Here is a 26,451-nt window from a genome sequence, read left to right as displayed (position 1 = left end):
CTAACGTGGCAAGGCTGTTCCATGAATACTCCGAAAGATGACTATGATATTCCGATCCCACTCTCTGCAGGGGCTTTTTGCCGGTTTGGCGCTGGCTCTGGTCGTGCTGTCGCCTACTGGGCTGTCTGCCCAGGGGCGCGCTGCCTCTGTCGGAGTGGAAACCGTTGAAATTCAGCAAATTGCAGAGACCGTGCCGCTGTTTGCCGAGGTTGTCACGGCGCGCGAAGGGACGATTGCCAGCCGCATTGCAGGGACAGTGGACGAGGTCCGCGTGCTCGCCGGTGCCGCCGTCGAGGCGGGCGACGTTTTGGCGACGCTAAACACGGATTTGCTGGAAATTCTCGTCCGGCAGGCCGAGGCGCGCATTGCCGAGGCGCGCGCCGGGATCACGACCGCGACGGCGCGGGTCGAACGTGCGCAGAACGCGCTGAACCGGATTGAAGGCTTGCGCAACACCACGTCGTTCTCCTCCAGCCGGTTTGACGATGCGCAGGGCGATTTTTTCGAAGCGCAGGGCCTGAAGGCAGAGGCCGAGGCGCGGGTCAAAAGCGGTGAGGCCGCACTGGCCGAGGCGCGCTACCAGTTGGACCGTGCAACCATCAATGCACCCTACACAGGCATCGTACTGGATGTGGACGTCAATCCGGGGGAGTTTATCAGCGCCGGTGCTGCTGTGGTGTCGCTGCTGGACACCCAGTCATTCGAAATCGAAGCGAGCGTACCCTCCAAGTATATCCGCGTGTTGGCCCCGGGCCTGAAAGTGGAAGGGGTCACCGAGGTCGGCGAGGAACTGGCGCTTGAGGTGCGGGTTTTGCTGCCGGTGGAAAATCAGGCAACCCGAACCCGGCCTGTTCGCTTTGTCTCTGACCAGTTGAGCGAACTCGATGCCTTGGCGATCGGCCAGTCGATTACCGTATCGATCCCGATCAGCGCGCCACGCGATGTGCTGTCGGTGCCGAAGGATGCGCTGGTGCAGGCGCGTGGCGGATGGATGGTTTTCGTCAATGCCGATGGCAAGGCGCAGCCGAGACCGGTGCAGATCGGGGTCGCGTTGGGTGATCGGTTCGAGGTGCTCGACGGGTTGGTGGAAGGCGACGTGGTCGTGACGCGCGGCAATGAGCGGCTGCGTCCCGGTCAGGATATCGCCCCGATGGGCGGCGGCACGCAGGGGGGCTAGACGGTATGGACATCATCCGCTTTGCGATTGACCGGCCTGTGGCGGTTATGGCGGCCGTCATCATGGCCGTTCTTTTTGGCGCGCTAGCGGTCAGCCGCATTCCAATCCAGTTGGCGCCGGATGTGCGCAAACCGATTGTTGTGATCACCACCAACTGGCCCGGTGCTGCCCCGTCGGAAATCGAACGCGAGATCGTCAACCCGCAGGAAGAGGCGCTGCGCGGCTTGGACGGATTGGACATCATGACATCCCGCGCCCGTACCGGCGAGGCGGAAATCACCCTGGAATTCGGGATCGGCACCGATATGGGGCAGTCGCTGCTGCTGGTGTCGAACCGTCTGGACAGGGTCGGCGACTACCCCGACGAGGCCGGAGAGCCGACGCTGGACACCTCCGGCGCCGATGACAGCCCGATTGCGTGGGTTTTGCTGACCGCACAAGAGGGCAACACGCGCGAGATGCCCACCTATGGCGATTTCGTTGAAGATGTCATTCAGGATCGGGTGGAGCGGATCGAGGGCGTCTCGGCGGTAAACGTCTTTGGCGGCGTGACGCGAGAGCTTCAGATCGTCGTGGACCCGCGCCAACTCGCCCGGTTTGACCTGACCGTTCCCGAAGTCGTGAGGATTTTGCGCAGCGAGAACATCTCTCTTTCTGCAGGCGATGTCGAGGAAGGCAAGCGCCGCTATGTGGTCCGCGCCGAAGGCAACCTGAATACCGCCGCCGCGATCGAAGAAGTCGTGCTGCGCTCCGGTATCGGGGGCGTTGGTACGGGCCGTGTACGCGTCGGCGATGTGGCCGAGGTCGGATTTGCCTATCAGGACCCAACGGCGCGGTTGCGGTTTCGCGGGGCGCCGGGGCTGGCCTTTAACATCGTGCGCGAGCCCGGTGCCAACGTTATCGAAACGATGGCTGCCGTAAAAACCGTGCTTGCCGAACTCGCCGAAGGCCCGGTGGCAGATGCGGGCCTCAGGATGCGACAGGCCTATGACGAAACCATTTATATCAACGGCGCCATCGAGCTTGTAACCCAGAACATCTGGATCGGCGGCGCATTGGCTGCACTGGTGCTATTGCTGTTTCTGCGCAGCGCGCGGGCCACGCTGGTCGTCTCGCTCGCCATTCCCGTCAGCATCGTTGCAACCTTTGTCGCGATGGCCGCGACGGGACGAACGCTGAACGTGATCTCGCTGGCCGGAATAGCCTTTGCCGTGGGCATGATCGTCGATGCGGCCATCGTGGTTCTGGAAAACATCTACAGGCTGCGCGAAGAGGGCAAATCGCGCCGCGAAGCGGCTTATCTGGGGGCCAAGCAGGTCTGGGGCGCAATCCTTGTCTCTGCGCTGACAACAGTGCTGGTGTTTATCCCCATCCTGATCATGCAACTTGAGGCGGGTCAGTTGTTCCGTGATATCGCGGTGGCCATTTCTGTGTCGGTTATGCTGTCACTGGTGGTTGCGGTCACCGTCATCCCTGCCCTCGCGAGCCGGTTGCTCAAGAGCGGCCAGCAAAAGAAGATACCCCTGCCGGGGATTGATCATCTGGCCCGCGGATTCCATTTCCTCGTCATGTCTTATGTGCGCATGACCGTCCGCTTTCGGGCGATCGGCCTGCTGATGGTCGCCGCCATCGCAGGCGGCGCGGCGGCGGCCAGCATCATCTTTCTACCCCGTCTGGAGTACCTGCCCGAGGGCAACCGCAACCTCGTTTTCGGCCTGATCATCCCCCCGCCGGGCTACAATCTCGATACCACCCAAACCATCGCCCAGCGCATTGAAACCGTGGCGCAACCGCTTTGGGAAGCAGCGCCTGCCACCACCACGGAGAACGGCACCCCCACCATCGACAACTTCTTTTTTGTCGCAACACCGGGCAACAGTTTTGTCGGTGCATCAGCGGTTGACGGGACGCGCGCAGGTGACCTGATCCCGGTGCTGTCGCGCCCGATCTTTGCCGAACCGGGCACATTCGGTTTTATGACGCAGCCGTCTCTTTTTGGACGTGGCGTCGGGGGTGGACGCACAATCGAATTGAACATTTCCGGTCAGGACCTTGACGATATTCTTTCGGTTGCCGGTCAGGCAGCGGGCACGATCTCGCAACTGCTGCCCCGGTCAGAAGGCCACCAGTTCCGCCCGATCCCGGGCCTTGAACTGGGCGCGCCAGAGGTCCGGTTGGTGCCAGACCGGCTGCGCCTCGCCGATGCGGGATTGACCGGCTCTGATCTGGCGACAACGGTAGACGCCTTTAATGACGGCCTGCGGGTTGCCGAAATCACGGTGGGCGCAGAGCGCGTCAATCTGATGCTCAAAGGGGATCCGGGGCTGCAACTGGGCCAACGGACGCAGGATATCGGCAACTTTCCGGTTGTGACCCCATCCGGAGAGATCGTGCCGGTGTCTGCACTGGCAGAGGTGATCGTCACCGCAGGCCCCACCGAGATACGCCACCGCGACCGGTTGCGCACCGTCACGCTGGAAGTCCGCCCGTCGGATGCCCTGCCGCTTGAGGCCGCTGTAGAGCTGTTGCAGACCGAAGTTGTCGATGTGCTGGAAGAACGCGGGTTGCCCAATGGCATCCGGGTTACCGTTTCCGGCACAGCCGATCAGCTCAGCCAGACATGGGAGGCCATACAGATCAACCTCGCCGTGGCGCTGGTCATCGTCTTCCTTGTCATGGCCATCCTCTTTGAAAGCTTTGTGCTGCCGTTGGTGATCCTGATCTCGGTTCCGGTGGCGGCCGCGGGCGGTGTTGGCGGGTTGGCGCTGCTCAATACATTTCAGGTGCAGCCGCTCGACATGCTCACGCTGCTCGGCTTCATCATTCTTGTGGGTATCGTGGTCAACAATGCGATCCTGATCGTGCATCAGACGCTGTACCATCTGCGCGACGAGGGCATGGCCCCGATAGATGCTATCGAGGAGGCAACGCGTAACCGGATCCGGCCGATTTTCATGTCCACGCTGACATCCGTGTTCGGGATGCTGCCTCTGGTGGTGTTCCCCGGCGAAGGGTCCGAGCTTTACCGCGGTCTTGGTGCTGTCGTTGTCGGCGGCCTGTCGATGTCGGCTTTTCTGACGCTGCTTACGGTACCGCCGCTGCTGCGGCTCTGCGTCCGCGCACCCGAGCCTGATGCCGAAGAGGTTTCGGTCGTAAAACCGGCGGAGTGATTACTTGCGCCAGTGAAACGGCACGATGATCAGCGCACCGATGGAGGCCGCGATCGCATTCATTCCGGGGCTGGCAAAGCCAAAGCCGAACATCAGGCGCACAAAGTAAAACAGAAAGGCGCCACCGACGCAGATGATGATGCTCTGAAGATAACCGTTATGGGTAAATCCGGTCTTTTCACAAAAGAAGCCGACAAGCCCGGCGATGACGACAGTGCCGATCATGGTTGGAAACATCAGCCATCTTCTCCTAATACGGTGCCCTGCGGCAGGCTGCCGCCGGTCAGGAATGTTGCCGCGTCCTGCGCGCCCTTGCCTGCGCGTTGCAGCCGGGTGATTTCGACCGCACCACTCCCGCAGGCCACGCGCAGGGGCGCGTGCATTACGGTGCCTGCCGGTCCGCTGCCGTCAGCCAGACGCGACGCAAGAAACTTGATCCGCTCGCCATCCTGCGTGCTCCACGCACCGGGAAAGGGCGACAGGCCGCGGATTTGGCGGTCGATCTGCGCAGCCGCGCAGGTCCAGTCTATCCGCGCCTCGGCCTTGTCGATCTTTTCGGCGTAGGTGACGCCGGAGCGTGGTTGCGTCACCGCCGTCAGGGTATCAAGGCGGTCCAGTGCGCTGACGATTTCGGCCGCACCCAACGCCGAAAGACGATCATGCAGGGTACCTGTCGTCTCTTCGTCGCCGATGGGTATGCGCGCGCGCGACAACACCGGCCCGGTGTCCAGCCCCGCATCCATTTGCATGATACATACACCGGTCTCGGTGTCGCCGGACATAATCGCGCGATGGATCGGCGCCGCGCCGCGCCACCTCGGCAGAAGGCTGGCGTGAATGTTCAGGCACCCCCTGCGCGGAGCATCCAGAATGGCCTGCGGCAGGATGAGCCCATAGGCCACGACAACCGCGATATCCGCGTCGAGGGCTGCAAATTCGGCCTGTGCCTCTTCGGTTTTCAGCGACCTTGGATGGCGCACCTGCAGGCCCGCCGCCGCGGCATGGGCGTGCACGGGCGTGGGGCGTTCCTTCTTGCCCCGTCCCGCCGGTCTTGGCGGCTGGCAGTAGACACAGGCGATCTCATGGCCAGCCTTGACCAGTGCTGCAAGCACCGGGACGGAAAATTCGGGCGACCCCATGAAGACGATACGCATCGCGTCCACTAACCCTGCGCCTTGCGCGCGCGGCGCAGGAGCATGTCGCGTTTGAGCTTGCTGAGCCGGTCGAAATACATGCGCCCTTGCAAATGGTCGATCTGGTGCTGCACGCTGGTGGCTTCCAGTCCGACAAAATCGCGGCGCACGACCATACCCGTCTCGTCCATGAACTTCACCGACACGCCGCGGGGCCGTTTGATCTTGGCATATACGCCCGGCAGGTTTGGGCTGGCCTCTTCATGTTCATTCATGATGGCCGATGAATCGATGATCTCTGGATTGGCCATGCGGATGCGCCTGTCACGTGCATCAGAGGCGTCAACGACTGCGAGTTGCAGCATAACGCCGATCTGAGGGGCCGCGAGGCCAACACCGGGCATTGCATCCATAGTGTCGATCATGTCGTCCCAGATGCGGCGCACTTCGTCCGTGATCTCCGCCACCGGTTCGGCGGGGCGCGACAAGCGCGCGTCGGGCCATCTGAGGCAGTCACGAACAGTCACGCCAGGGCCTCGCTATATGCCTTGAGCACGCGCGCGTGGGTGTCTGCGTCGACCCTGTCCAGCGTCACGACGCCATCTAGGTGGTCGATTTCGTGCTGCACGCAGGCGGCGGCAAAACCTTCGAACCAAGCACGCCGCGACTGACCATCAAGACCCAGCCACACCGTCTCGACACGCGCGGGGCGGCTGACAGGCACCGTGATCCCGGGCAGGGAAAGACAGCCTTCTGCACGCGTGGTCTCCGCGTCGTCCCGGTCAACAATCTGCGGATTGATGAAAACTTCAGGCGCGCGGTCCGCCCCGTCTTTCCAGGTGGCGTCCATCACAAAGAGCCGCACAAGTTCCCCGACCTGCGGCGCCGCAAGCCCGCGCCCCGGCGCTGCATACATCGTCTCGATCATATCGTGTGCCAGAACCTCGATCTCGGGCGAGACCGCAGCTATCGGCGCACAGATCGCACCAAGCCGAGCATCAGGCCAGCGCAGGATACCGCGCAGGCTCATGAACGTGCCATCTCGCGCTTGAGCTTCACCATCTTGCGCGTGATCATCTGCCGCTTGAGCGGTTTGAGGTAGTCGATGAAAAGCTTGCCTTCGAGATGGTCGATCTCGTGTTGTGCGCAGGTGGCCCAGAGATCGGTAAACACCTCTTGCTGCGGATTCCCGTCGCGGTCCATCCACGCCACCTCGACTTCGGCGGGCCGGGTCACATCAGCGTATTGATCGGGGATGGAAAGGCACCCCTCCTCGTAGACGCTTGTCTCGTCTGACGCGGCGATAATCTGCGGGTTGAACATCACCAGCGGGCGCGGCGCGGCACCCTCTTCCTTGACACAGTCCAACACAATCACCCGCTTGCCCACGCCAACCTGCGGCGCGGCCAACCCGATACCGGGCGCGTCATACATCGTCGCCAGCATATCATCAGCCAGCGTCCGAAGCTCGTCGCTCAGATCATCCACGGGCGTTGCGACCTTCTTCAGTCTTGGATCGGGGTGCAATAGAATAGTGCGTTTCATACCTTGTGATTTAGGTGAAAGCCCGCGCGCGTGCAACAGAACTCAGCCCTTGTACCTGCCGCGCGCACGGCTAAGTTGCCGTGCAACACAGAGGCGGATTATCTATGAGTTTCAACGACCCCATCGAACGGCGCGGCACCCATTCAACAAAATGGGACAAGATGCAGGCACTATACGGCGTATCACCGGACGACGGATTGGCCATGTGGACCGCCGACAGTGACTTTGCCACAGCACCATGCGTGATCGACGCGGTACGCCGCGCGGCGGATCACGGCGTCTTTGGATATGTTCACATCAACGACGACTACCTGTCCGCCATTCAGTGGTGGATGAAGAACCGTCACGGCTGGCAAATCGAAAAAGACTGGATACTGACAGCGCAGGGGCTGGGGAATGCCGTCGCTCTGTGTCTCGATGTCTATACCCAGCCCGGCGACAGGATTGTGACCTTCAATCCGGTGTATATGGAATTTCAGGCAAAGATCGAAAAGGCAGGACGCACAGCGGTACAGATTGAATTGCCGCTCAAGGACGGGCGCTACGAGCTCGATCTCGACGCCGCGCAGGATCAGTTGTCAGGCGATGAGGTCATGTTGATCTGGTGTTCTCCACAGAACCCATCCGGCCGGATCTGGACCGCAGAGGAGTTACGTGCGCTGGCAGCCTTTGCAAAGCGCAACGACCTGATCCTGATCTCCGACGAAATTCATCAGGACCTTGTCTACTCTGGTGAAACCTTTGTACCGATGCATGTGGCCGCACCGGAATACAGCGACCGTCTGGTGCTGCTTACGGCTGCATCAAAGACATTCAATATCGCGGGCCAACGCACCGGCAACCTCATTATCCCCGACCCGAAACTGCGGCGCGCGATGCAGGATCGGTTGAATGCGCTGGATTACAAGCCCGGCAGCCTTGCATTGTTTATGATCACTGCGGCCTACTCCCCCGAAGGTGCTGCTTGGGTTGACGCGCAGATGGAACATCTTGCCCAGAACAAGGCCCTCTTTGACGCCGCCATCGACAAGATCCCCGGCGCCAAATCGCTGCCGCTGCAATCCACCTATCTGGCTTGGGTGGATTTTTCCGGCACCGGAATGTCACATGAAGAAGTCTCGCAGCGCATCCGAAAAACCGCACGGATCGCGCCGTCGCCCGGCCCTGTATTCGGGCCCGGAGGAGAAAGCTTTATCCGCTTCAATCTGGCAACGCAGCGCGCCACGGTTGAGGAGGCTTGCGCCCGCCTCGTCGCGGCCTTCGACGATTTGCAGTAATCAGGCCCTACGGCCGGTTTCGATCAACGCAATCGGCGCGTCGGGCGCTTTTTCGAAATCCAGCGCGGGTTTTTGCGCCACGGCGGTTGCACGTTTGAATTCGTAAACGCGCTCGCCCGCGGTCTCGTCGTCGCTGGCCACGATCAGGCACTGGAACAGGTGAACCGCGCCATCGTAAAGATCGACAAAGCCGCGCAGCGATGGCGCATCTGCCGCCATCGAAAACCCCGTTTTCCACAGCCGAAGCACTGGATAAATCTTACCATCAACGTCGACGCGCAACCGCGAAGACTTCTTCAGGCTTTCTACCCGTGCGTGATCCAAACCTGCTTGAATTTCCTTGGAAAAAACCGTTTCCACAATACCAAACTCCTTCATCCCCTACGCCCAGAAATGGCCGCATTTTCGCAAAAAGCAAGACAAGATTTTATGATGCGCCGGTCGCCGCTGTGCGGCGATGCACGGTTTCTGCGCGGTGACTGGCCTTACTGTGCAAACGCGCCATGTATAGATTCACCTAAGGAAATAAGGAGCTGCTCATGGGTTTGCTTGTCGATGGCGTCTGGCATGACCAATGGTACGATACCAAGTCAACCGGCGGAAAATTTGTACGCAAGGATGCCGGTTTCCGTAACTGGATCACCGCTGATGGCAGCGCCGGCCCTTCTGGAGAGGGTGGTTTCAAAGCCGATTCGGGGCGCTACCACCTTTACGTCAGCTATGCTTGCCCCTGGGCACATCGCACGCTGATCTTTCGCGCGCTAAAGGGATTGGAAGACCACATTTCCATCTCTGCCGTGCATCCGGACATGCTTGGGGAGGGCTGGACGTTCGAGACGGACGAACATGGCGCAACCGGCGATCACCTTTACGATTTCCCCTTTGCCCGCGACCTCTACGTGAAGGCCAAACCCGACTACACCGGACGCGTCACGGTGCCGATCCTGTGGGACAAGGAGCGTGAAACGATCGTATCAAACGAAAGCGCCGAAATTATCCGAATGTTCAACAGCGCCTTCGACGGGCTGACAGGGAATGAACGTGATTTCTGGCCCGAAGCTTTGCGCGATGACATCGCCCCGGTGAATGACCGCATCTACGACACGCTGAACAACGGCGTCTACAAATGCGGTTTCGCCACCACGCAGGCCGCATACGACGAGGCGGTCGGCCCGTTGTTTGATACGCTGGACTGGCTGGAGACACGGCTGGCAGACAACCGCTACCTGATGGGCGATACCCAGACCGAGGCGGACTGGCGGCTGTTCACGACCCTTGTCCGGTTTGACCCGGTTTACCATCTGCATTTCAAATGCAACCGCCGCAGGATTATCGATTACCCGAACATCTGGGGATTTACGCGCGAGTTGTATCAAGTGCCCGGTGTCAAAGAGACGGTGAACTTTGATCACATTGTGCGCCACTACCATTACAGCCATGAAAGCATCAATCCGCACCGGATCATCCCGACCAACCCAATTCTCGATTTTGACGCGCCGCACGGCCGCGACTGATGCACCGGCCGGGTACAAAGACCCGACCGGCGCCAGCTGCATATTCCTGAATGTCATGCGCCGTCAGGCGCGCAACTGGATCACGCCGGGTGCGCATCCAGCGGATTGTTCTCCGACCCGTAGTGTTCGACCATGGCAGCAAGGTCTTCGGGCCGCGTGCCTGTGCGGACAAACGCGCAGGCGTTCGGAGCGAAGGAAAAAATCGAACCATCCGAAAAAAATGACGTGCTGGTCACGAAAATCACTCTCGCTTCGGGCAAGCGATAACTGGCATAATCTGCGACAGCAAGAGCAGAACCGTCACTAAGCACCAGATCAAGGATGATGATGTCCGTCGGGCGGCTGCTCAGATGCCATATGGCGTCTGTTTGCCCCCCGCATCTGCTGACCTCCATGCCCAAACGCTCAAGGTGCTTTTGCCACAAATCCGCCAGTCCATTTTCACTTTCGACAATGAGAACTCTCATATTGCCTCCGTTCTGGCGCGCACTGGGTTTAATTCCGATCCTACTGTGGTCTGCCGTATTGATTAACAAAGGGTTAATGTTTTAGCTCAACGCTTAAAAGCATTGATCCGGCTTGAATTACCGGCGGCTTTCCGCTTTGTCGTGCGAGAGAAAACGCGAAATCGTGCCAAATGGTGCAAATATGAACGGATTGGTGACGAAGCCCGGACGCGACCACGGCGGCGGGCTCGATTTGGCGGTAGCCGAATACGGGGGCACGCGAATCGGCTGGCTGGACTTGTCCACGGGGATCAATCCAATCCCGTTCAGGGCGCCGCATCCAAGTGCCAACGCGTGGGCCGCGCTGCCGGACAAGGCCGCCTCGCAAACGCTGATCGCAGCCGCGCGACGATTCTGGAACGTTCCAGAGGGCGCAAGCGTGCTCGCCGCGCCCGGTGCGTCCAGCATCATTGCCCAAATCCCCGCCTTGATCCCCGCCGGAACGGTGGTGATCCCTGCTCCCACCTACAACGAACACGCCGCCGCCTTCGCCCATCACGGCTGGCAGCAGGCAGAAAGCGGCGCGCAAGCTGATGCGCAGGTCGTCGTTCACCCCAACAATCCAGACGGGCATAGCTGGTCCATCCAGTCCCTGCCCGCAGAACAGGCCGGTCTGACTGTCATCGACGAAAGCTTTTGCGATGTGATGCCGCAGCACTCCTGCATCAGCGCCGCCACACGGCCCGGCACGCTCATCCTGAAGAGTTTTGGAAAGTTCTGGGGGCTGGCTGGACTGCGTCTCGGATTTGCCATTGGCGATCCTGCGCTGGTCAATCTGCTGGGCGAACGTCTGGGGCCATGGGCCGTATCGGGCCCCGCGCTGGAAATTGGCGCAGCAGCGCTCGACGATACGGCATGGGCCGATGCAACCCGCGTAAGGCTGGCGCAGGACAGCGCCCGGCTTGACGAGATGATGACCAAGGCAGGTGCAGCTGTTGCCGGCGGAACCAGCCTGTTTCGCCTATACGACGTGGAAAGCGCGTCTGACTGGCAAGACAGGCTGGCACGACATCATATCTGGTCACGCGTTTTCCCCTACAACCCGCGCTGGCTGAGACTGGGTCTGCCGCCTGAAGACGGCTGGAACCGGCTTGCGGCGGCGCTCGCATGAGCTTTGCCGCACTGCTCGTTCTGGCCTTACTGCTGGATGCAGCACTGGGCGAACCGCGCTGGCTGTGGTCGCGCCTGCCACATCCGGCTGTGCTCATGGGCCGGCTGGTCTCGGCACTCGACAACCGCCTGAACAGTGGCCGGCACAAGACACGCAACGGCATCGCCACGGTCGCTGTACTGATGGGCGCCGGGTGGGCGGCGGGCTGGCTCATCAGCCTCGCCGGACCGGTTGCCGAGGTGATCGCGGCGGCCATCCTGCTGGCGCACCGCAGCCTCGTCAGCCACGTGGCCGCTGTTGCCAGCGGGTTGCGTGGCTCGCTGGATCAGGGCCGCGCTGCCGTCGCGATGATCGTCAGCCGTGAAACCGCACAGATGGACGAATCCCAAGTGGCGCGCGGTGCGATTGAAAGCGCTGCCGAGAACATGTCGGACGGCGTTGTCGCCCCGGCGTTTTGGTTTCTGCTGGGCGGCTTGCCCGCTCTGGTCGTTTACAAGTGGATCAACACTGCCGACAGCATGATCGGGTACCGTAACGAAACCTACCGCGACTTTGGCTGGGCCGCGGCCCGGCTTGACGACATGCTCAATATCTTCCCCGCACGGCTCACCGCACTGATGATCGCCCTGCCTGCCCGTGTGTGGGATTTGCGTGGTATTGCGGCAGATGCGGGTTTGCACCGGTCTCCCAATGCCGGATGGCCAGAAGCTGCAATGTCGCGCGCTCTGGGGATCGCACTCTCGGGGCCGCGCTCTTACGACGGGCGGCTTCAGCATTTTCCGTGGGTCAATCCCGACGGGCGGCGTCACCTGAAGACAGTGGACATCGACGCCAGTATCGCCATTCTGTGGCAAGCGTGGGGGGTCATGCTGGTGCTGGTGGCGGCCTTGGCTGCCGCCACGTTGATATAGGAGAGTAACAATGCGCAATTTCGTTCTGGCCTGTGCTGCCTGCGTTCTGATGGCCCCGTCGACCGCAAATGCAGCCTGCGGCGGCAGCTTTTCGGGTTTTGTGAATGGCCTCAAGACCGAGGCGGTTGCGCGCGGTCATGACAAGGCGGCGGTAGATCGTTTTTTCGCCTCCGTCCGGCAAAGCCAAAGCGTGCTGCGCGCAGACCGCAGCCAGGGCGTGTTTCAAAAGCCGTTTCTGGACTTCGCCCGCAACCTGATCTCGGATGCGCGGTTGAAGAAGGGTCAGCAACTCGGTCGCCAGTACGACGCGATGTTCGATTTGATTGACCGCCGGTACGGGGTCAACCGTGGCGTCCTCTTGGCGTTCTGGGCCTTCGAGACGGCTTATGGCTCCTATCAGGGAGACTTCAACACCGCCAACGCCCTCGTCACGCTGGCGCATGACTGCCGCAGGCCTGATCTGTTCCGGCCACAGGTATTTGCCGCGATCGAACTCTATGAGAACGGTGATTTTGACCCGGCCACCACCACAGGCGCTTGGGCAGGCGAGATCGGCATGTTGCAGAAACTGCCGCGCGACATCCTTGAAAGCGGGCAGGACGGCGATGGCGACGGGCATGTCCGGCTGAAAACTTCCGCGCCCGATGCGCTTTTGTCCGGCGCGGCCATGTTGTCAAAGTTTGGCTGGCGCCCCGGAGAGCCATGGCTTCAGGAGGTGACTGTGCCGGCCAATCTGGACTGGTCGCAATCGGGGATCGACACCACCAAACCGGTCCGCGAATGGGCGGCTATGGGCGTCCGCGCACGGTCAGGAAACCTGCCCAGCAACCTGCCCGCCTCACTGATCCTGCCACAAGGGCATAAGGGGCCGGCGTTCCTGACTTACCCGAACTTCAACGTCTATTTCGACTGGAACCAGAGCTTTACCTATGTTGTCACCGCCGCCTACTTTGCCACGCGCATCGAAGGCGCACCGCGGTTCAATGCAGGCAAGCCGGATAAGGGTCTCAGCCCAAGCCAGATGGAAGCCTTGCAAACAAAGCTGCGCGCGCGGGGTCATGACGTCGGCAAGGTCGACGGCATCCTCGGAGCCAAAACCCGTGTCGCGGTGCAGAAGGAGCAAAAACGCCTTGGGCTTCCCGCCGATGCATGGCCGACCCCGGCGCTCCTGTCCAAGCTGTAACGGGCGCTGTTAACCATTGTAACGCGCGTGCAGCAAAAGTCGCCGCTGAAATATTTTTCAATTTTGTTTCCGCCACTTAACCTCGCACATCCGTGCCCGGCAAAGTGTCTTATTTGCGCGCGGGGCGAACGGGAAAGCGCAAGCCGTTCTCGGTCAGCAGCACAATACGGCCGTCGGCCTCAATATAACGGTCGCAGCGCGAAAACCCGTTGCGGTAGTCGATGCAAACTGTCCCGTCTTCGGCGATGTTATATTGCCCGAAGGCCTGTGCGCCAGAGGCGTAGGTGTAAGAGTATCCACCATCCTCGAAATAGCGTGATTGCCCGTCATCGTAGAATTCGATCGTCTGCCCGCTGGTGAGCGCTGCCACCTCGGCCTGGTCGAGAATGCGGTCACTGTCACGCAGCGCCCAGCCGTCGGCCATCGCGGCACCAGATAGAACGTACAAAAGCATAAAGGTCAGCAGGTACATACCCGACACTACCGCGACACGGCACGACCTTGCACGACACGATTGAGTGAGCCGCCCGCGATCAGGCGACGAGGGTTTCAGCCTTTTTCAGGTCAACCGACACAAGCTGGCTCACGCCCTGCTCTGCCATGGTTACACCGAACAGCCGATCCATCCGCGACATCGTCACGGCGTGGTGCGTGATGATCAGAAAGCGCGTCTCGGTCTGGCGGCACATCTCGTCGAGCAGGTCACAGAAACGTGTCACATTCGCATCGTCCAGCGGCGCATCCACCTCGTCGAGCACACAGATCGGCGCTGGATTGGCGAGGAATACCGCAAAGATAAGCGCCATGGCCGTCAACGTCTGCTCTCCGCCCGACAACAGGCTCAGCGTCGACAGCTTCTTGCCCGGTGGCTGGCACATGATCTCTAGCCCCGCTTCAAGCGGGTCATCGCTTTCAACCATAACGAGGTTGGCTTCACCACCGCCAAAAAGGTGGCGGAACAGCATGGAAAAGTTCGTATTGACCTGCTCGAATGCCGTCAACAAACGCTCGCGGCCCTCCTTGTTGAGACTGGCGATCCCGCTGCGCAAGGTGCGGATCGCCTCTTCGAGATCGTTCTTCTCCTTCGTCAGGGTATCATGCTCTTGCTGAACCTCTTGCGCGTCTTCTTCGGCACGCAGGTTCACGGCACCCAAGGCATCGCGCTGACGCTTGAGCCGGTTGACGTCCGCCTCCAACTGTTCCGCGCGCGGCATGGACTCCGGCGACACATCAAGCTGCGCCAAGAGCTGGCTGGGCGTGACCTGACTTTCCTCGGCAATCCGCTCTGCCGCCACGGCGACCGTCTCGCGGGCCGCATCGCTGCGGGCTTCGGCGCGCGCACGTGCTTCGCGTGCTTCTGAGGCTTCGCGCTCCGCTTCGCGTTCTGCTGCCGTGGCTTCGCGCAACACTGCTTCGGCCTTGGAAAGTGCGTCAGATGCCTCGGCCTTGCGCGCTTCTGCGGCATCAATCGCTTCGCTCAACTCGGCGCGTTTGGCAGCGATCTCTTCGGGCGCCGAAGTGGCCTGCGCAAGCTCCGCCTCTGCCGCGGCCTTGCGTTCCACCAGTTCCGCGCTGCGCTTTTCTGCCGTCTCGAGCCGGTGCCGCCAGCCGCTGATCTCTTTGACGATCTCCTGCCCGCGCTTCACACGTGCCTCGCCCTCGCGCCGCAATTCATCATGCCCGGACCGGCGCGACATCATCGTGATGCGCGCGGCTTCGACCGCCATGCGCACCGCTTCGACCTGCGCACGGGCCTCGTCAAGGTCACCCAGTTCCTCAAGGGCGCGTTCTGCTTCCTTCAACCGGGTACGTGCCGCCATCGCCTCTTCTTCGTGGCGCGCAACAGCCAGCCCGAGAGATTCCAGCCGCCCCTCTGCCAGATTGCGGTCGGCCTCTGCGCGTGACAGCGCACGCCCGGCTTCGGCCACCAGCCGGTCTGCGGCGCGACGCGCATCCCGCGCCATGGCATCGGCCCGCGTGAGGTCTGCCAAGCGCGCCGTCAGCGTGTCATGTGCCGCCCGCGCACCGTCGGCCCGTGCGGTCGCCTGCTCCAGCGACTGCTTCAACTCCTCCAATCGGTTCAACTGCTGCAGCCGAAGCGCCGCCGCTGATGGCGCGTCTTCGGCCCATGCACGGAACCCGTCCCACCGCCACAGATCACCCTCGAGCGATACAAGCCGCTGTCCCGGTTTAAGCGCCGCTTGCAAGCCGGGGCCTTCGTCGGCATCAACCAAACCGATCTGGCTGATCCGACGGATCAACGCGGGCGGCACGGTGACGTGTTGCGACAAGGGCACGATCCCTGCCGGCAGCGCCTGATCCGCGTCATACCCCGGCAGCACCGCCCAACCCGATGGCCCGTCAGCCGACACTTGCGGGGCGCGCAGATCATCTGCCAGTGCTGCGCCAAGCGCTTTCTCAAACCCCGCGTTCACCTGCAACTGATCGAGGATTTGCCCGCCCTCGGCTGTTTCCCGCTCGACCAGCTTGGCCAGCGCGCCGGTTTCTGCGCGCAATGCGTTCACTTCGCCTTCGGCCTCTGACCGGTTGGCACGCGCTTCGGCTTCCAGCGCCGCGGTATCTCCACGGGCCTCGTCCGCCTCTATGAGTGCTTTGTCGGCATCAGCGGCAGTTTCGACCGCCTTGGCCTCTGCAGCCTCCGCTTGCGCAAAATCCGTCGCAGCCTTGGCCAGCGCCTCCTGCGACCGTGCGACGGCCTCGCGCGCTTTTTCTGCCTCGCTTTCCGCCTTGGCCTGCGTCTTGCGGCTGTCGTCCAGCAGACGCTGCGCCGAACCGTGCCGTGCAACCAGCCGCGCCACGTCCTCGGTCTGGCGCGACATGTCGCCTTCGCGCTCTTCCAGCACAGATGCCGCCTCTCGCGCCGCCTCGGCAGCTTCGGCCAGCTTCTCGTCGTGCCCCAAACCGGCCTTTTCCAGTTCCCGCGCTTCCCACTCCAACCGCTCGATGGTCTCTCCCGCATCGCGGTTCAGCCCACCCTCGCGTTCGATGTCGTGGCCAAGCTGCGCGATACGCCCCGTCAACGTCTCGATCAGCGCCAGCGCTCGGGCCTCCTGATCGCTCAGCGTGTCACGCTGCACCAGCAGGCGCTGTACAACGGCGGCGGCAATGGCCTCTTCCTCGCGCAGCGGCGGCAGGCCTTCCTCTGCAGATCCGCGAGCCTTGGCCGCTACACGCACCGCCGCTTCGGCCTGCGCGGTCGCTGTAACCCGCTCGCGCAGCACTTCCTCGGCGCTCGCACGCGCATCATCCGCCTCACGCCAGCGGCGGTACAGCAACATGCCCTCTGTCCGTCGCAACTCGTTGCCGATCTCGCGGTACCGGGCAGCCTGCCGTGCCTGACGCGCAAGCTGCGCCAACTGGCTGGCCAACTGCTCGATCACATCGTCAACACGCGCGAGGTTCGTCTCGGCCCCCTTGAGCTTGAGTTCTGCTTCATGGCGGCGCTGGTAAAGCCCCGAGATACCCGCGGCTTCTTCGAGGATCCGGCGGCGGCTCTTGGGTTTGGCGTTGATCAGTTCTGCAATCTGCCCCTGCCGCACCAGCGCAGGCGAATGCGCCCCGGTCGAGGCGTCGGCAAATAGCATCTGTACATCACGCGCCCGCACGTCCTTGGCACCGACCTTATAGGCAGAGCCCACGTCGCGGGTAATCCGGCGCACAATCTCCAAGGTGTCACTGTCATTGAATCCGGCAGGGGCAAGCCGCTCGCTGTTGTCGATGTGCAATGACACCTCGGCAAAGTTGCGCGCAGGCCGGGTGGCCGCGCCGGCAAAGATCACGTCTTCCATGCCACCGCCGCGCATCGCGGTCGGGCGGTTTTCGCCCATCACCCACCGTAGCGCCTCCAGCAAGTTCGACTTGCCGCACCCGTTCGGGCCTACCACACCGGTCAGACCATCCGCGATGATCAGGTCGGTGGGATCGACAAAGCTTTTAAAGCCGGTGAGCCTGAGTTTTGAAAAGCGCACTGGACGCTCCCGTGATTCCCATGAGACCCCTAGCGTTGCGCCCCGCACCCTGCTGTGTCAACAGATCAGCCCCACAATGTGCGCGCATAGGCGGCTTTATCCACAAGATATTGTGATTTTTGCCCCCTGCGTCACGGTGCGCGTTGACAATCCGGGCGGTGCATCGTCCGATAGGTGCGCACTACCTTCAGGTCACAGGACATGCGCGCGACAACACTGGCTCTCGGGGCTGTTTTATTAATTATTCTGTCTGCCCCCGCCATCGCGCACCACGCAGTGCCCGGGCTTTCTTTGGGCAGTTTCGAGCAGGCACTGCTTTCGGGCATCGGGCATCCGATCCTAGGCGTCAATCATCTTATCTTCGTCCTTGCCATGGGAGCCGCAGCCGCGCTTTCCGGCGTTTTGCTCGCAGGATCACTCGCAGCCATTGCTGCAATGATGCTGGGCTGTTTTTTGATCGGTCTGCCCAGCGGATTGCCCGTGCAGGAAATGCTCGTGGGTTTCGCTGTAATCAGCCTGTGCGTGATCGTGGCCTCTCAGCGGCGTTTGTCGCGCCTGTTGCTGGCCATGTTCTTTGCCGGTCTGGGGCTGCTCTACGGCGCAGGTTTTGGCGCGACAATCGTGTCACAAGGCAGCGGTGCCGCTGTCGAAGCCTTTGCAGGCTACCTGCTGGGGCTGTGTGTGACGCAGTCGGCCATGGCGCTGGGGTCGGGCCTGATCGCACGGCGGTTGCGCGCAGCACCCGCTACCTGATCGCAAGGCTCAGTACGCCACCGGGTCGCAGGTGTAATCTTCAAATGGATCATCGTCGTCCGGCCGGACATAGCGGCTGTCCGCATAGCATTCATAGGAATAGTCGGGCACCAGAATCGGTGGGGGCGGCCCCGCGCCACAATCCAGCAACCCTGTCACTTGGGCCGCGTCCCCGCGGACCTGCGTCACCTCGCACCCGCTGACCAGTTCCATCGCCAGCGCCGCACGCCCCGCCACAGGCCCAAGGCGCGGTGCGTATTCGCGCGTTACCCGAATGGCTTCGGCCAGTCGCCGGTTGACCCTCACATCAAACACCGATCCCTCAACGGTGATCTGCGTGGCAGGCAGGTGCCGAAAGTGCGGACCGGCCGCGTTACAGGCCGCCAGCGTGCACACCGGTAACAGCATCCTTACGGGTAAAGTCGCGCGTGTCCGTCTCATCCCGCCACCTTCTTGGATATTGGTAAACCTCCCCTTACCGGAAATCATTGCGAGGCGGGGAAAGTGGTCATATATTTTGACCAATAGGAGAGTTTATGCCCTTTCGCCCCATTCAGGCCGAGAAACTGTCGTCGGCCGTTATCAAACAGATCGAAGAGTTGATCCTGCGCGGTGTTCTGCGACCGGGCGAGCGATTGCCATCAGAGCGCGAACTGGCCGACCGGTTGCAGGTCTCACGCCCCAGCCTGCGCGACGCGCTGTCAGAGATGCAGGCCAAGGGTCTGCTCAGCACACGTGCGGGGGCCGGGGTCTATATAGACGAAGCTCTGGGCGCGGCCTTCTCTCCCGCCCTGATGGATTTGTTTGCCCACCACCGTGAGGCAGTCTTTGATTACCTGTCGTTTCGGCGCGACATGGAAGGCTTGGCCGCAGAACGCGCCGCGCGACAAGCCTCTGACACCGACCTCACGGTGATCCAGACAATCTTTGACAAGATGGAAACGGCCAGCGCGACGACACGGCAGGCCGAAGCAGAAGCACAGCTGGATGCGCAGTTTCACATGGCGATCATCGAAGCGAGCCACAATGTCATCATGCTGCATATGATGCGCTCAATGTATCAGTTGCTGCAGGATGGCGTGTTTTACAATCGAAAGGTGATGTTCAAGCACCGCATCACGCGCGCGCATCTTCTGGATCAGCACAGGGCGATCAACGCCGCACTGCAGGCGCGCGATCCGGCCGGGGCACGGGCCGCGGTCGAGGCACATCTCGACTACGTCGCGGACTGCCTGCAGAACGAGGTGCGCGCCGAAGCCAACGAAAAGGTGGCAAAACTGCGCCTCGACCACGTCGCCCCTGACACCTGACAGAACCCTATACCGCCTCATCAAACGCAAAACGCCCCGTCACAGGACGAGGCGTTTTACAAAAACTGTGGTGCGCTGGTCTGATCAGTGCAGCTTGGCGTCGACTTCCGCGATGCCCGCGTCGATCAGGTTGTTGCCTTCGCTGGCAGACATCTTGTCTGCAATCACACTGCGCGCAACTGCTATCGCCACGGCGATGGACTGGTCGCGCACGTCCTTGATCGCGGCAGCTTGCGCGTTGTCGATCTGCTCTTCGGCGGCGGCAATGCGGCGCGCCAGCGATACTTCCAGATCGGCCTTGGCGACTTCCGCTGCGGCTTTGGCCTCTTCCTTGGCGGCCTCGACGATGCGGTCTGCCTGCTCCTGCACTTCACGCTGCTTGCGTTCGTAACTGGCCAGCAGGCTCTGAGCTTCGTCGCGCAGCGCGCGCGCTTCGTTCAATTCGGCCTGAATACCTTCGGCGCGGCTGTCCAGCATCTTGCCGATCATACCGGGCACCTTGAAATACAGCAGGATGCCAATAAAGACGAGCAGGCCCAGAAGCACGACAAAGTCGGTGTTCTTCAGCGAGATGCCACCGCCAGCGGCCCACGCAGGGGATGCCGCGATCACGGCGCCTGCGGCAACTGTTGTGGTCTGAATGAAGTTGCGCATGGTCTTACCCCTTCAGCCGGGCGTTAACAGCGGCATCAACGGTGGCCGGATCCGCCGAACTGCCCATCGCTGACACAATCTCTTGTGCGGTGTCCTTGGCAACCTGCTGGATCGCCTCGGTTGCACCGGCGCGGATTTCAGCAATCGCTTTCTCGGATTCCGCAGATTTCGCTGCAATCTCTTCGTCTGCCTTGGCCATGGCTGCGTCCAGCCCGCTCTGAATTTCCGCCTTGGCCTCTGCCACGATGCGATGCGCTTCAGTACGCGCATCCGCCAGCGCCTTGTCATAGGCGGCTTCCGCTTCCTGCGCCTTGGCCTTCAGGTCCTCGGCGGCAGCAATATCATTTGTGATGGTGCCCTGACGTTCCGCCAGAACGGCCGCAATGCGCGGCAGCGCGATCCGCGACAGGACAAAGTAGATCACGACAAGCGTAATCACCAACCAGAAAATCTGGTTGCCCCAGGTCGAGAAATCCAGCTGTGGCATGCCCGGTGTGGAGGCTGCGGCTTCTGCGCCTTTTGTTTCGGTTGCCATGTTCGTCTCCTGAACGAAAAAGGGCTGTGGCCCGCTCGGGGCCTACATCGGGGTGCGCAAAACATCTGCACACCCCGAGCGTAAGGATCGTCGTCGGGTGTCTTAGACGGCGAACATCAGCAGCAGCGCGACGAGGAAGGCAAAGATGCCCAGAGCCTCGGCAAACGCGATGCCGATGAAGAGAGTTGCTGTCTGGCTTGCAGCAGCGGATGGGTTACGCAGTGCGCCTGCGAGGTAGTTACCGGCAACGTTACCAACCCCGATAGCCGCGGCACCAGAACCGATAGCTGCCAGACCTGCGCCGATGTGTGCGAGTTCGCCTTCCATGTGAATTCTCCTTACGATTGGAAGTTGAGTATTTGAACGGGCGTTTCCGTCCGAATTAGTGATGCGGGTGAAGCGCGTCCTTGAGATAGACGCACGTCAGAATGGTAAAGACGTATGCCTGAATGAAAGACACGAGGACTTCGAGGCCATACATCGCCGTGATGCCAAGGATCGCCACGGGGCTGACAACCGTCAGCGCGGCAAAGCCTGCAAACACCTTGATAACTGCGTGGCCCGCCATGACGTTGCCCGCCAGACGAATGGAGTGGCTGACAGGGCGCACGAAGTAGGAAATGAGTTCGATGATCGCGAGTATCGGGCGCAGCGCCAGAGGTGCCGACGATACCCAGAACAGGCTGAGGAACCCTGCGCCGTTCTTGACAAAACCGACGACCGTCACGGTGATAAAAACTGCCAGCGCCAGAACAACCGTTACCGCAAAGTGCGAGGTTGGCGTAAAGGACGCAGGGATCAGGCCGAGAAAGTTCGCGCAGACGATGAACATGAACAGGGTCATGATGTAGGGGAAGAATTTCAGCCCTTCTTTGCCGCAAATGTCCTCGACCATCTTGTAAACAAAGCCGTAGGCAAGCTCGGCGATCGATTGCGAGCGGTTCGGTACGACGGACCGTTTTGCGCTTCCAACAACCAGCAGCAGGATAACGGCAACGATGGACAGCCCCATCCACAGCGCTGCGTTCGTTGGCGTGTACCATGTCACGTCACCGCCAAAAATTGGCTTGATCAGGAACTGGTCCATTGGCTTGAACACCAAACCTTCTTCGCCTTTTTCCGCCATCTCAGGCTCCCTCGCTTCGATCTTCGGCCTCTTGGGCCAGCTTCTTCTCCTGGATTTCCTGTGCCGAGCGGAGCATCGTCTTCACCCCGGCGGCAAGGCCCAGAAATGTAAATATGACAAGGAAAATAGGTATCGTTCCGAACAGAACATCCAACCCGTATCCCATGCCAAAGCCGATCCCCAGACCGGCCACAAGCTCGATCACCATCCGCCATGCAAGCTGTGCCTGCGAATAATGCTCGTCCGCGCGGGGGGCTGGCTCTTGCGCCTGTTTCGCGGCGGCGATCCGTGCCTCTAGCTGCTCAAGTTGCTGCTTTTGGTCGGGATCGGTCACACGAATTCACCCCTTTGCGGTGTTGGCATGTTGCTATGTCGCAGCATCGCCTGAGTCAACAGCACGCACACCACGGCGCAAACCTGATTAAGTGATTGCTTTACAATCATTTATTTATCTTTCACTGGATGCGGGTCACCCTGTCGCAGGCCCGTCCGGGCTGGTTTTCCGGCAAAATCCATATTCAACCGTTTGGTTGATTTTCCGCCACGTCCGATCTGAGGCCGCGTATCGCGACGTCTCAAACACTGCGCGACGCGCCAAAGCCGCGACCGTGCAGAGCCTGTCGCAGCAACAGGTCAAGACAACGCAAAACCTTTCCAGTGGCGGCTCTGACGGGTATGACAGGCCATGACCCGCGATCTTGACCAGACCTTTGCAGCCCTCGCCGACCCGACCCGGCGCGAAATACTGACAATGCTGCTCGAAGACGACATGGCGGTCACCGATGTGGCCGAACCGTTCGAGATGTCGCTCGCGGCGATTTCAAAACATTTGGGGGTGCTGACCGCTGCCGGTCTGATCAGTCAGGAAAAGCGCGGTCGGGTAAAATGGTGCAAACTGGAGCCGGACGCCTTGCGCGCGGCTTCAGTCTGGATGCAGGGGTTCGGGCAGTTCGAGCCTGTGAACCTCGATGCATTTGAAAGGTTTCTGGCACAGGAACTGCCAAAGACAGACCCCGCCAAGACCTGAGACGGCTCAGGCAATGCCAAGAAAGCTCAGGATTGCCAGTACAACGACGATCAGGCCAACGATGTAAATTACGCTATTCATTGTTAATCTCCTACTTTGTTGTTCAGGATATTAACGCGCTGTCTGCGAAAGTGGTTCCCTTGACGATGTCGCCTCGTCGTCACGCAGCAACATGCCCAGCGCCACAATAGTGAGCAACACGCCTCCCAGTATGATCGCCCCCGGCGCCCCGTTTCCCAGCGCGACTTCCCAAAGGATCACCCAAGAGGGGGTCAGATAGGTGTACGCCATGACTTTGGCCGATGGCAGGCGCAACGTTGCGAATTGAAGCAGGACAAAAGTGGCGGAGGAAGCGAATACCGCCAGATACACAAGCGTCACCCAGACCAGTGGCGACAGCCCACCCCAGTCGACCGCGCCCAAATCTCGCGCGCCGACCAGCGTAAGCAAGACGGCTCCGGCAATCAGGGTGCCAAAAGTAAACACGACGGCAGGCTCTCCACGGTTCAGCTTGCGCACCATCGGTGTGTAGATTGCGTGCGCCACACACCCGCAAAAGTAAATGATCTCGCCACGGCCGATCTCAAAGGCTTTCAGCGCAGCCAGATCACCGCGAAAGATCACCCAAAGCGCACCGGCTGCTCCGATGGCCAGCGCCAGCGCCATACGCGGGGTCGTTACCTGACGCAGCAAAATCCAGCCGAATGCCGCCGCCACCACGGGGGTAAGGGTGAATACTGCCGCAGCACTGACCGGTGCGGCGGTCTTCAACCCTTCGAACATCAGCACGAAGTAGATCGCAAAAAGCCCACCCAGCACCACGTACCGCCACGGTGCGGCAAAGGCGGTGCGGGTCAGCCCGCCCGTGGCCAGCGCGACCGCCCCGATGATCACAGCCGCCAGCCAGAACCGCAGCGCATTCAGCGCCGTCGGCGCGATGTCGTTGGCCACAAGAGCACCCAGCGCAAAAGAACCCGCCACCAGCGCAGAAAACGCAAGCATTGCGGCATGCCCTTGCAGGCGCGGGCTCACTCCGCCCAATCGCGCGCCGCGTCCTTGAGAAAGCTGAGAAAGGTCTGCACCTTGGTCGTGCGGTGCAGGTCCACATGGGTGACCAGCCACAGCGGTCCGCTCCATTCCTGCTGCTGCGGGTAGGCTTCGACCAGATCACCGCTGCGCGCCGCCTCGACCGCCGGCATAAAGCCCAGCCCGGCACCGGCACGTACGGCATCATGGATTGCCCGCGTGTCATTGCTGCGAAAGCTCAGATTGACCTCGGGCACCACGTTATGCAGCCATACGTCAAACGGGGCGCGACTGTCGTCACCGTCAAAGCAGACAAACCGGTGGTCGGCCAAATCAGCCTCGGTCTCGGGTGTGCCGTGTTTCGCCACATAGGCGCGCGACCCGAACAGGCCAAACCGCTCATAGTGAAATTCCTGCACCACGTTGTCAGGCTGATCCGGCGGGGATCCGGCCCGCACCGCCACATGGGCCTCGCCGTATTCCAGCCGGAAAAGCCGCTCGCCCGTCAGGTAACGCACAGTGACCGCGGGATAGGCCTCCTGAAAAGCGACCAGTACAGGCGCCAGCATCGGTGTGATTTCGATCAGCGACGTGACAACCAGATCGCCAGAAACCTCGCTGCCGCGACCGCGGATACGACCGGCCAGTTGGCTGAACTGGTCGTCAGTTGCCTGCGCGACACGCAGCAGATCCTGCCCCGCTTCAGTTGCCGTGTAGCCGCGCGCGTGGCGCTGAAACAGCTTGACGCCCAGACGCCCCTCCAGCGCGTCAATGTGTCGGATGACCGTCGCATGGTGCACGCCCAAAACCTCTGCCGCACCGCTGACAGTCCCCATGCGCGCGACTTGGTAGGCTGTTTTTATCTCGTCCCAGTTATCCATCTCGTACCCGGCGAAACTCTCTTGCAATACCATTCCAACGGTCGACCAGTTGCGCCACCGTTGCAACCCTGCAAACCCGATATCTTTTCACTGCCCTCAGGTTTGGTGCAATTCTCACCGCGCCTGCCAGACCGACCGCGGCACCGCCCCGCGCGCCCCTTCGCATTTACGCACATAACACGTTCATTTTGGCATATTGCGTTCTTTTTTGCAATTCCCAAATCTACCGCACAGCTAAACACTTTACCCTCGCGGAGGCACTTATGACTCAGACTGTTTTGCACATCGACGCATCGGCACGGCATACCGGTTCAACCAGCCGCGCCCTCACCAAACGCATCGCGGACAAGCTTGGCGACACGGTGGTCACACGCGACCTCGCCATGGCGCTGCCCCAGATCGACGAGACCTGGGTCAATTCAAATTTCACCCCGGCAGACGACAGAACCGATGAACAGAAAGAGGCGCTGGCCCTCTCTGACGCACTGATCGAAGAGATCAGGAAGGCGGATGTACTGGTGATCGGCGTGCCGATCTACAACTTCGGGGTGCCCGCCGCACTCAAGGCATGGGTCGATCTGGTGGCCCGCGCCGGTGTCACCTTCCGCTATACCGAAAACGGCCCCGAAGGTCTGCTGAAAGGCAAGCGTGCCATTCTCGCTGTCACCAGCGGCGGCACCCAAATGGGATCGGACATCGATTTTGCCACCGGCTACATGAAGCACTTCCTGGGCTTCATCGGCATCCACGATGTCGAAATCGTCGCCGCAGATCGTCAGGTAGTCGACGGCGAAGCCGCCGCTGCCCGTGCAGACAGCGCCATCGACGCGCTCGCCGCCTGACATCCGCAACCGGTGTGCCGCCGCCCCGCGGCGCATCGGCGCGCCCTGCAACTGGTCAATCGTCCCATCGCTGCGTAATCTCTACCGCATGAAGATGCTGCGCCACTCCTCTGACGAATTGATCCTACTGCATCGGCCCGTCGTGCTCTGCACCGTCTTGCTTGCAGGTACGCTTTTTCTCGCCGGGGTCACCGTGTGGAACCTCGGCAATGCCGACTGGCTCAAGGCCGGGCTGGGCGCGCTTTGCACGCTGGGCCTGCTTGCACCCGCGCTCTGGTTCGCCGCCGAAAGGGTCGATGTGCGCTTCGATGCCCGGTCCGGCAGCGTCACGATTGATACGCGCACGCTTGCCGGAACGACCTCCGAGATGCATCCGCTGGGGGCGGTCAAGCGCGCTCTGGTTCAGACGCACAAGGGCCCCTCTGACGCGGCAGGCGCGCACCGCGTGGCACTCGAGATCAATCCGGGCGGCCCGCACCACCGCCACCCCCTGACGACAGGCTACGCATCTGGCACAGCCGCCGCCGCACTTGTTGACCGGATCAACGGCTGGCTGGCACAGCAGCGCACCGCGTCTGATGCTTGACAGCCGCGGTCTCAGGGCCTAAACGACCGCCAACATCCGGAAGCTCAGTCCTTCCGGTCCCGACACTAGCGGGATCGCCCTCCGTCAGCGCGTTGCGCCCACGGGGGCGCTTTTCGTTTCGCCGGTCGCCGGGAACATCGCAATGCGCGCGGTCTGCCCTTATCTCGACGGCAACCGCAACCGACCAGAAGGGGG

General features: G+C 61.4%; 29 protein-coding genes. 12 read left to right on the top strand and 17 right to left on the bottom strand.

All coding sequences use genetic code 11. The annotated features are described in order from the left end of the window. Window positions 1-37: 37 nt before the first annotated feature. Window positions 38-1,177: an efflux RND transporter periplasmic adaptor subunit gene (locus AC2D8V_RS02495; protein ID WP_484731928.1), complete on the top strand. Its 1,140-nt coding sequence runs from the start codon at window positions 38-40 to the stop codon at window positions 1,175-1,177. A gap of 5 nt (window positions 1,178-1,182) precedes the next feature. Continuing rightward, a complete protein-coding gene (locus AC2D8V_RS02490; protein ID WP_484731927.1) occupies window positions 1,183-4,347 on the top strand; it encodes an efflux RND transporter permease subunit in 3,165 nt (1,054 codons plus the stop codon). On the opposite strand, the gene AC2D8V_RS02485 is transcribed toward AC2D8V_RS02490, so the two are convergent. From AC2D8V_RS02485 to def (AC2D8V_RS02465), 5 genes are read right to left on the bottom strand one after another with little or no spacing between them, the layout of a single operon-like run. Next, window positions 4,348-4,584, bottom strand: coding sequence for a hypothetical protein (locus AC2D8V_RS02485; protein ID WP_484731926.1), 237 nt, complete (start codon window positions 4,582-4,584; stop codon window positions 4,348-4,350). It abuts the gene before it with no gap. Then, a complete protein-coding gene (gene fmt, locus AC2D8V_RS02480; protein WP_484732648.1) occupies window positions 4,584-5,501 on the bottom strand; it encodes a methionyl-tRNA formyltransferase in 918 nt (305 codons plus the stop codon). The genes AC2D8V_RS02485 and fmt overlap by 1 nt, the downstream gene beginning before the upstream one ends. An 8-nt stretch (window positions 5,502-5,509) precedes the next feature. Continuing rightward, a complete protein-coding gene (gene def, locus AC2D8V_RS02475) occupies window positions 5,510-6,007 on the bottom strand; it encodes a peptide deformylase (RefSeq protein ID WP_484731925.1) in 498 nt (165 codons plus the stop codon). Then, a complete protein-coding gene (gene def, locus AC2D8V_RS02470; RefSeq protein ID WP_484731924.1) occupies window positions 6,004-6,510 on the bottom strand; it encodes a peptide deformylase in 507 nt (168 codons plus the stop codon). The genes def (AC2D8V_RS02475) and def (AC2D8V_RS02470) overlap by 4 nt, the downstream gene beginning before the upstream one ends. After that, complete coding sequence (gene def, locus AC2D8V_RS02465) at window positions 6,507-7,025, bottom strand: peptide deformylase (protein ID WP_484731923.1); 519 nt, start codon at window positions 7,023-7,025, stop codon at window positions 6,507-6,509. The genes def (AC2D8V_RS02470) and def (AC2D8V_RS02465) overlap by 4 nt, the downstream gene beginning before the upstream one ends. Window positions 7,026-7,129: 104 nt before the next feature. On the opposite strand from def (AC2D8V_RS02465), the gene AC2D8V_RS02460 reads away from it, so the two are divergent. Beyond that, on the top strand, window positions 7,130-8,302 hold the full coding sequence (locus AC2D8V_RS02460; RefSeq protein WP_484731922.1) for a MalY/PatB family protein: 1,173 nt from the start codon (window positions 7,130-7,132) through the stop codon (window positions 8,300-8,302). Here AC2D8V_RS02460 and AC2D8V_RS02455 read toward each other — a convergent pair whose 3' ends face one another. Further along, window positions 8,303-8,680: a hypothetical protein gene (locus tag AC2D8V_RS02455; protein WP_484731921.1), complete on the bottom strand. Its 378-nt coding sequence runs from the start codon at window positions 8,678-8,680 to the stop codon at window positions 8,303-8,305. Window positions 8,681-8,841: 161 nt separating this feature from the next. On the opposite strand from AC2D8V_RS02455, the gene AC2D8V_RS02450 reads away from it, so the two are divergent. Next, window positions 8,842-9,816 (top strand): glutathione S-transferase family protein, encoded by a 975-nt coding sequence (locus tag AC2D8V_RS02450; protein WP_484731920.1) that lies wholly within the window; start codon window positions 8,842-8,844, stop codon window positions 9,814-9,816. Window positions 9,817-9,896: 80 nt separating this feature from the next. Here the strand turns inward: AC2D8V_RS02450 and AC2D8V_RS02445 are convergent, their stop codons facing one another. Then, the gene (locus AC2D8V_RS02445; RefSeq protein WP_484731919.1) at window positions 9,897-10,283 is read right to left on the bottom strand and encodes a response regulator; all 387 of its coding nucleotides are present in this window, start codon (window positions 10,281-10,283) and stop codon (window positions 9,897-9,899) included. A 193-nt stretch (window positions 10,284-10,476) separates the two neighbouring features. Here AC2D8V_RS02445 and cobD point away from each other — a divergent pair, with 193 nt between their 5' ends. Genes cobD through AC2D8V_RS02430 form a run of 3 tightly spaced genes read left to right on the top strand, consistent with a single transcriptional unit; the run spans window position 10,477 to window position 13,527 of the window. Then, on the top strand, window positions 10,477-11,433 hold the full coding sequence (cobD, locus tag AC2D8V_RS02440) for a threonine-phosphate decarboxylase CobD (RefSeq protein WP_484731918.1): 957 nt from the start codon (window positions 10,477-10,479) through the stop codon (window positions 11,431-11,433). Further along, window positions 11,430-12,344, top strand: coding sequence for an adenosylcobinamide-phosphate synthase CbiB (gene cbiB, locus AC2D8V_RS02435; protein ID WP_484731917.1), 915 nt, complete (start codon window positions 11,430-11,432; stop codon window positions 12,342-12,344). The genes cobD and cbiB overlap by 4 nt, the downstream gene beginning before the upstream one ends. A gap of 10 nt (window positions 12,345-12,354) precedes the next feature. Continuing rightward, window positions 12,355-13,527 (top strand): lytic murein transglycosylase, encoded by a 1,173-nt coding sequence (locus AC2D8V_RS02430; RefSeq protein WP_484731916.1) that lies wholly within the window; start codon window positions 12,355-12,357, stop codon window positions 13,525-13,527. A gap of 109 nt (window positions 13,528-13,636) precedes the next feature. On the opposite strand, the gene AC2D8V_RS02425 is transcribed toward AC2D8V_RS02430, so the two are convergent. Then, window positions 13,637-13,999 carry a hypothetical protein gene (locus AC2D8V_RS02425; RefSeq protein WP_484731915.1) on the bottom strand — a complete coding sequence of 121 codons (363 nt, stop codon included), beginning with the start codon at window positions 13,997-13,999 and terminating at the stop codon, window positions 13,637-13,639. 61 nt (window positions 14,000-14,060) lie between these two features. Beyond that, window positions 14,061-17,516 (bottom strand): chromosome segregation SMC family protein, encoded by a 3,456-nt coding sequence (locus tag AC2D8V_RS02420; protein WP_484731914.1) that lies wholly within the window; start codon window positions 17,514-17,516, stop codon window positions 14,061-14,063. A 201-nt stretch (window positions 17,517-17,717) separates the two neighbouring features. Between AC2D8V_RS02420 and AC2D8V_RS02415 the strand changes: the two genes are divergently transcribed. Continuing rightward, window positions 17,718-18,269 (top strand): HupE/UreJ family protein, encoded by a 552-nt coding sequence (locus AC2D8V_RS02415; protein WP_484731913.1) that lies wholly within the window; start codon window positions 17,718-17,720, stop codon window positions 18,267-18,269. A 9-nt stretch (window positions 18,270-18,278) separates the two neighbouring features. On the opposite strand, the gene AC2D8V_RS02410 is transcribed toward AC2D8V_RS02415, so the two are convergent. After that, a complete protein-coding gene (locus tag AC2D8V_RS02410; protein WP_484731912.1) occupies window positions 18,279-18,710 on the bottom strand; it encodes a hypothetical protein in 432 nt (143 codons plus the stop codon). 95 nt (window positions 18,711-18,805) lie between these two features. Between AC2D8V_RS02410 and AC2D8V_RS02405 the strand changes: the two genes are divergently transcribed. Then, window positions 18,806-19,579, top strand: coding sequence for a FadR/GntR family transcriptional regulator (locus AC2D8V_RS02405; protein ID WP_484731911.1), 774 nt, complete (start codon window positions 18,806-18,808; stop codon window positions 19,577-19,579). Window positions 19,580-19,663: 84 nt separating this feature from the next. Here AC2D8V_RS02405 and AC2D8V_RS02400 read toward each other — a convergent pair whose 3' ends face one another. From AC2D8V_RS02400 to AC2D8V_RS02380, 5 genes are all read right to left on the bottom strand, one after another. Next, window positions 19,664-20,233: a F0F1 ATP synthase subunit B gene (locus tag AC2D8V_RS02400; RefSeq protein ID WP_484731910.1), complete on the bottom strand. Its 570-nt coding sequence runs from the start codon at window positions 20,231-20,233 to the stop codon at window positions 19,664-19,666. Between the two features lie 4 nt (window positions 20,234-20,237). Next, a complete protein-coding gene (locus AC2D8V_RS02395) occupies window positions 20,238-20,768 on the bottom strand; it encodes a F0F1 ATP synthase subunit B' (protein WP_484731909.1) in 531 nt (176 codons plus the stop codon). Window positions 20,769-20,870: 102 nt separating this feature from the next. Continuing rightward, window positions 20,871-21,095, bottom strand: a complete 225-nt coding sequence (locus tag AC2D8V_RS02390) for a F0F1 ATP synthase subunit C (RefSeq protein WP_011567586.1) — start codon at window positions 21,093-21,095, stop codon at window positions 20,871-20,873. Window positions 21,096-21,150: 55 nt separating this feature from the next. Then, window positions 21,151-21,894 (bottom strand): F0F1 ATP synthase subunit A, encoded by a 744-nt coding sequence (locus AC2D8V_RS02385; RefSeq protein ID WP_484731908.1) that lies wholly within the window; start codon window positions 21,892-21,894, stop codon window positions 21,151-21,153. 1 nt (window position 21,895) lies between these two features. Continuing rightward, window positions 21,896-22,228, bottom strand: a complete 333-nt coding sequence (locus AC2D8V_RS02380) for an AtpZ/AtpI family protein (RefSeq protein ID WP_484731907.1) — start codon at window positions 22,226-22,228, stop codon at window positions 21,896-21,898. A 351-nt stretch (window positions 22,229-22,579) separates the two neighbouring features. Between AC2D8V_RS02380 and AC2D8V_RS02375 the strand changes: the two genes are divergently transcribed. Further along, on the top strand, window positions 22,580-22,921 hold the full coding sequence (locus AC2D8V_RS02375; protein WP_484731906.1) for an ArsR/SmtB family transcription factor: 342 nt from the start codon (window positions 22,580-22,582) through the stop codon (window positions 22,919-22,921). Window positions 22,922-23,032: 111 nt separating this feature from the next. Here AC2D8V_RS02375 and AC2D8V_RS02370 read toward each other — a convergent pair whose 3' ends face one another. Both AC2D8V_RS02370 and AC2D8V_RS02365 read right to left on the bottom strand, forming a co-directional pair. Continuing rightward, entirely contained in the window at window positions 23,033-23,923 is an 891-nt protein-coding gene (locus AC2D8V_RS02370; RefSeq protein WP_484731905.1) for a DMT family transporter, read from the bottom strand. Between the two features lie 26 nt (window positions 23,924-23,949). Continuing rightward, complete coding sequence (locus AC2D8V_RS02365) at window positions 23,950-24,828, bottom strand: LysR family transcriptional regulator (RefSeq protein ID WP_484732647.1); 879 nt, start codon at window positions 24,826-24,828, stop codon at window positions 23,950-23,952. Window positions 24,829-25,091: 263 nt separating this feature from the next. Here AC2D8V_RS02365 and AC2D8V_RS02360 point away from each other — a divergent pair, with 263 nt between their 5' ends. Together AC2D8V_RS02360 and AC2D8V_RS02355 are read left to right on the top strand one after the other, a co-directional pair. Beyond that, window positions 25,092-25,670, top strand: a complete 579-nt coding sequence (locus tag AC2D8V_RS02360; protein ID WP_484731904.1) for an FMN-dependent NADH-azoreductase — start codon at window positions 25,092-25,094, stop codon at window positions 25,668-25,670. 88 nt (window positions 25,671-25,758) lie between these two features. Beyond that, window positions 25,759-26,256 (top strand): hypothetical protein, encoded by a 498-nt coding sequence (locus AC2D8V_RS02355; protein ID WP_484731903.1) that lies wholly within the window; start codon window positions 25,759-25,761, stop codon window positions 26,254-26,256. Window positions 26,257-26,451 lie beyond the last annotated feature (195 nt).

This window comes from Roseobacter sp. YIN89 (assembly GCF_057219365.1).
Note: the sequence above shows the minus strand (reverse complement) of the source record. Positions and strands in the feature narration are given on the sequence as shown.